The sequence below is a fragment of the Streptomyces sp. F001 genome (assembly GCF_004187715.1).
GTDB lineage: Bacteria > Actinomycetota > Actinomycetes > Streptomycetales > Streptomycetaceae > Streptomyces > Streptomyces flavusporus.
Genome location: NZ_QZWF01000098.1, coordinates 1 through 5,815 on the forward strand (window position 1 = coordinate 1; position 5,815 = coordinate 5,815).

2 protein-coding genes and 2 pseudogenes are annotated in these 5,815 nt (G+C 71.5%); 3 read left to right on the forward strand and 1 reads right to left on the reverse strand.

Going from position 1 to position 5,815, the window contains the following annotated elements:
* Nucleotides 1–335, reverse strand: a pseudogene (locus StrepF001_RS44140) (diacylglycerol kinase); the annotation flags it as partial.
* Nucleotides 336–522: 187 nt separating this feature from the next.
* Between StrepF001_RS44140 and StrepF001_RS44145 the strand changes: the two are divergent.
* The 3 genes and pseudogenes from StrepF001_RS44145 to StrepF001_RS44155 all read left to right on the forward strand — a co-directional run.
* Nucleotides 523–1,806: an adenylosuccinate synthase gene (locus tag StrepF001_RS44145; protein ID WP_129803702.1), complete on the forward strand. Its 1,284-nt coding sequence runs from the start codon at nt 523–525 to the stop codon at nt 1,804–1,806.
* A gap of 121 nt (nt 1,807–1,927) precedes the next feature.
* Entirely contained in the window at nt 1,928–2,344 is a 417-nt protein-coding gene (locus StrepF001_RS44150) for a hypothetical protein (protein ID WP_129803703.1), read from the forward strand.
* A 2-nt stretch (nt 2,345–2,346) separates the two neighbouring features.
* Nucleotides 2,347–5,815, forward strand: a pseudogene (locus StrepF001_RS44155) (caspase family protein); the annotation flags it as partial.

Below are 5,815 nucleotides of genomic sequence, written 5' to 3' on the forward strand. Positions count from 1 at the left end.
CCCGTCGGTACGCCCAGTGCCCCGGCGAGCCCGAGAGCCGACCCGACCGGCACGACCGACAGCACACATCCGGCCAGCTCCCGCTGCCGGTGCAGCAGCGACACGGCCCGCATCAGAGCACGGTCGTCACCGACCACCACCGGCCGTCGCGAGCCCCTGCGCTCAAGCGCCCGCGCGAATTCCTCCGGCCCGTCCGGCAGGCACACCTTCGTCGCCGCACCCGCGCTGAGCACGTCTTTCGCGATCCGCACGGACTCCCCGTCCGTCCTCCGGGCGACCGGATCGATCACCACCAGCAGCTGATCGGACATCGCGAAAGTCGCCACCTCGGTCATGCCTCGCTTCCTCGGGTAGCATCTTTGTGCAAGAGCCCCTTGCGCTATTGCGCCAGGGGCTTCGTCTATTCCGGGGCATCCGGTCCGACAGGTTGCGGCCGACGAAGGTCGCCGGTGTACGAGGCACAGGCCGTGCCGCGTACGCCCCTGACCTTGGACATGCCCCACCCGGAAGGGGTGTACGCGCGTGCCCGCACTTGTGCTGCTCGGTGCTCAGTGGGGTGACGAAGGCAAGGGAAAGGCAACGGACCTCCTCGGCGGATCCGTCGACTACGTGGTGCGTTACCAGGGCGGCAACAACGCCGGCCACACGGTGGTCGTGGGTGACCAGAAGTATGCCCTCCACCTGCTCCCTTCCGGAATCCTGTCCCCCGGCTGCACGCCGGTCATCGGCAATGGCGTTGTCGTCGACCCCTCGGTCCTGCTCTCCGAGCTGAGCGGGCTGAACGAGCGCGGCGTCGACACGTCCAAGCTCCTGATCAGCGGCAACGCGCACATCATCACGCCATACAACGTCACTGTCGACAAGGTGACGGAGCGCTTCCTCGGCAAGCGCAAGATCGGCACGACCGGCCGCGGCATCGGTCCGACGTACGCGGACAAGATCAACCGTGTCGGCATCCGGGTCCAGGACCTGTACGACGAGTCGATCCTCCAGCAGAAGGTCGAGGCCGCGCTCGACGTCAAGAACCAGATCCTCACCAAGCTCTACAACCGCCGCGCGATCGCCGTGGAGCAGGTCGTCGAGGAGTTGCTGGGCTACGCGGAGCAGATCAAGCCGTACGTCGCCGACACGGTCCTGATCCTCAACCAGGCCCTGGAGGACAACAAGGTCGTCCTCTTCGAGGGCGGCCAGGGCACGCTCCTGGACATCGACCACGGCACGTACCCCTTCGTGACGTCGTCGAACCCGACCGCGGGCGGCGCCTGCACGGGCGCAGGGGTCGGCCCCACGAAGATCAGCCGCGTCATCGGCATCCTGAAGGCCTACACGACCCGAGTCGGCGCGGGCCCGTTCCCGACGGAGCTCTTCGACGAGGACGGCGAGGCGCTGCGCCGCATCGGCGGCGAGCGGGGCGTGACGACCGGCCGTGACCGCCGCTGCGGCTGGTTCGATGCGGTCATCGCCCGGTACGCGACCCGGGTCAACGGCCTGACCGACTTCTTCCTGACGAAGCTGGACGTCCTCACGGGCTGGGAGCAGATCCCGGTCTGCGTCGCCTACGAGATCGACGGGCAGCGCGTCGACGAGCTCCCGTACTCCCAGTCCGACTTCCATCACGCGAAGCCGGTCTACGAGATGCTCCCCGGCTGGTCGGAGGACATCTCGAAGGCGAAGACCTTCGCCGACCTCCCGAAGAACGCCCAGAGCTACGTCAAGGCGCTGGAGGAGATGTCCGGCGCCCCGATCTCCGCGATCGGCGTGGGGCCGGGCCGGGACGAGACGATCGAGATCAACTCGTTCATCTGACATCCGATCCCTGGACTCTTTGCACGACATCCCCAACTGCCCCGTTTGCACGGGTAGTTGGGGATGTTAGTTTTGCAGTGACAGTTGCGGTGGGGTACTGGTGTTCTCCAGAGGGAGCAAGGTGCGCATCACACTGGCCGTTGACACGGAGACCGGCGACCGCGCCGGCGCCACGGACGACCTGTACGACTGGCTGCGTCAGGATCCCGGGTTGCGGAGTCTGGTCCGGCGGGAGTCGCCGGTCGGCGTCCCGGCGGGGGCCATGGGGGCGTGGAGCGAGGTGCTGACGCTGGTCCTGGCCCCGGGCGGGCCGACGGCGGCCGTCGGAGCGGCGGTGGTGGTCTGGCTGCAGAACCGCCGGGGCAACCAGACCGTCACCATCAACCAGCCGGACGGCACCCAGGTCGTCGTCTCCTCCGAGAAGGTCCGCGGGCTGACGGCGGAAGGCGCGAGCGAGCTGGCGCAGCAGGTCGCGGAGGCCCTTCGGCAGCGACCGGCCACCGACGGGACGGAAGACCGGGCCGGGCAGGGAGACTGACCATGCCGTCACGGGGGAGGCCGGACCTGACGGGGCCCGGCTGCCGGGCGGTGGTGGTCGGTACCGGAAGCCACCCGGGCGATCGGCTGGCCGCGCTCCCGTCCGCCGTACCGTCGGCGAAGGCCCTGGCTGAGGCGCTGGCCACGGAGTGCGGCATGGGCGACCGGGTCCGGCTGCTGTGCGACCCCGGGTCACCGAGCGAGGTCCTCGCGGCACTCGCCGAAACCGTGGACCTCGCCGGACCGACGCAGGGCCGGTACGAGAGCGGAGCCGTCGTCTTCTGCCACGTCGGCCACGGACTGCGCGGGCCGGGCGGGCGGCTGTATCTGGCGACGGCGGCGACCAGGTCCCTCACCGACACCGCGCACTCCGTCCCGTACGACGAGATCGAGCGCTACCTCAGCGACGGGCCCGCAGATCCGCTCGTCATCCTCGACTGCTGCTTCGCCGGAAACGCCCGGGAGCCGAGCCGCCCGCCGGCCTCGGACCCGTTCGGCGGCAGCCGGCCCCAGGGCAGCTATCTGCTCGCCTCCGCCCTGCGCGACACCCTGGCGTACGCCCCCGAGGGCGCCGAGTACACCCTGTTCACCGGTGAGCTGCTGAACCTGCTGCGGGAGGGCGACGCAGGCGGCCCGCCCCGGCTGACGCCGGGCAGCCTCTACCGGCTCCTCGACCAGCGGCTGCAGGGCGGCCCCGCGCGGCCGTACGGTGGCGGCACGGCCCGCATGGCGGAACGGGTCCTCACCGCCAACCGCCGCTACACGCCGAGCCCCGAGACTGCCTCCACCCCCGATGACCCGGACGCGGTCAGCCCCTACCCGGGCATCGTGCCGTTCCTGCCCGAGCAGCATCACCTCTTCTTCGGCCGCGAGAAGGTGACCCGTGAACTGCTGCGGCGCGTCGCGCAGACCCGGCTCGGCGAGCCGCTGGTGGTGATCGGCACCTCGGGCGTCGGCAAGTCGTCACTGCTGCGGGCCGGGCTGAGCACGGCGGCCGAGGACGCGGGGCTGGGGAGCGTACGGATCGTGTCGGCGCCGGGCGCGCAGCCGTTCCGGGCGCTCGCGGAGGCCTGGGCGGCAGCCGTGGACCGGCCGGTCACCGAGGTCGTACGGAACCTGGAACAGGGCCGCTTCAGCCGCCCCGCCTCCGACGCCAAGGCAGTACGGGCGCCGGGAGTCCTGGTCGTCGACCAGCTCGAGCAGTACTTCACGCACGGCGGCGACGCGACCGAGCAGCAGCGCTTCGCCGCCGCGCTCACCGCCGCCGACGGCCCCCGCATCGTGCTGGCCCTGCGAGCCGACTACCACGACGACGCCCTGCGCGACCGTCATCTGGCCCCGCTCGTGGCGCGGGACCACTTCACCGTGCCCGCCCTCGACGACGCCGAGGTCGAGGCGGCCATCGTGGGACCCGCCCGGTACGAGGGACTTCAGTGGGAGGAGGGCGTCCCGCAGATCCTGCGGCGCGAGGTGAACGAGGAGCGGGCGGGCGGCGGGCCGGGCGACGCGGCCGCGCTGCCGTTCCTGGCCCACGTGCTGCGGGAGATATGGCTGCGTCGGCGCGGTACGACACTCACCTATGCCGCCTACCAGCAGGCCGGCGGCATCCGTGACGCCGTCGCCCGCACCGCCGAGGGCATCTACGCAGACCTCGACGACGAGGGCCGGACCCGCCTGCGCGAACTGATGCTGGCGATGGTCCAGGTCGCCGACGGCGAGGGACGGCTGGTGCGCCGCCGGGTTTCGCGGGAGGAACTGGCCGGCTCCGAGGACCTGCTGCGCCGCCTCGCGGACGCCCGCCTCGTCGTCGTGGACGAGCAGGGCGGCGCACAGCTCGGCCACGACTCGCTGCTCTACGCCTGGCAGCGGCTGCAGGGCTGGATCGCCGAGGTGCGCGGCGATCTGCTGCGGCTGCGGCGGCTGACGGAGGCGGCCGAGTCCTGGTCCGACCACGGCAGTGGCCTGTGGACGGGCACCAGCCTGGACGAGGCGAGGGCGCTTGTCGCCGCCGAGGAGTCGGCCCGGCTCCCCGTCCGACAGGTGGTACGGGACTTCGTCACCGCCGCCGACCAGGCGCAGCGGCGCAGGCGGTCCGTCACGCGGGCCTGGATCGCCGGGTTGTCCGCCCTCGCGCTGGTGGCCGGGGTGTTGGCGGGCTGGGCGTTCTACGAGAACGGACAGGCGGCGGATCGGGAGCGGAGCCTGATCGCGCGGGAACTGGCCATCAAGGCCGACATCATGCGCGAACGCGACCCGCAGAAGGCGCTGCAGCTCAGCCTCGCCGCGTACCGCACGGCGCAGACCTCGGAGACACGGTCGAGCCTGTACGCGGCGGCGACCACGGTGGCGCCGGCACACCTGTCGCCGGCTCGGGGAGAGCGCAAGCCGGTGCTCAACCTTGCCTACAGCCCGGACGGTGAGGTGCTGGCCGCCAGTCACCGGGGCGGACGGGTGCGGTTGTGGGATGTGTCGAAGCCCGCGATGCCGGCTGAGGCGGGCGGGTTCAAGGTGGACGGCAGCGCGGCCATCGCCTATCACCCCCGTACGCGGGTGCTGGCCGTGCAGACGGCGACGTCGCTGACGCTCTGGAACACCACCGACGCGATGCATCCCGAGCGGGTGGCCCGGCTGTCGATCGCCGAGGGCACGACGTTCACCCTCGCGTTCAGTGGGGACGGCAGGACGCTGGCGGCGGGCAGCGAGGCGGGACGGCTCCGGCTGTGGGACGTGAGCGACCCGGCGCACCCCGCGCTGCGGGTGGAGCGGACGATCGCCGAGACGGAGGTGATCTCGCTGGCGTTCACCCGCGACGGACGTCACCTGATCACCGGCAACGGCAACGAGGAAGGGGACGGCGGACAGCCCGCCCAGGTGCGGCTGTGGGACCTGACCGATCCGGACCGGCCCGTGCTGCGGGACACCGAGCGGGCCGAGACGGTCATGGCGGTCGCCGCGCACCCGAAGCGCGACCTGGTCGTCGCGACCGGGGCCGGCGGGAAGGCCGCCTGGTGGGAGCCGGCGGACGGACGGGAACTGCGGCGCGTCGAGGTGGAGGAGTACCGGGACTACTTGGGCAGCCACCCGGACGGCATTCCCTCGCTCAGTTTCAGCGGGGACGGCAGACTCCTCGCGGGTGCGGACCGGGACAACGGCGTTCATCGGCGCGACGTGACCGGAAAGGTGTCGGAGGTGGAGAACTGGCAGTCTCTCTCAGCGCTGCCGTCGGGCGAGCCCGCCCAGTCGGTCGCCTACAGTCCGGACAGCCGGTATCTCGCGGCTGGTGATGTGGCCGGCGAGATACGGCTGTGGCCCGGCCGGACGTGGGCGTCCGCGATCGAGGGCAGGGTGCCGTCCATCGTCGAGGCAGGCACCAGTGCCTTCAGCGGCGACGGCAAACTGGTCCTCGCTCAGACCGAGAACGCCGATTACACGACCAGGACGCGAGTGTGGGACATCAGTGACCTCCGTGCAC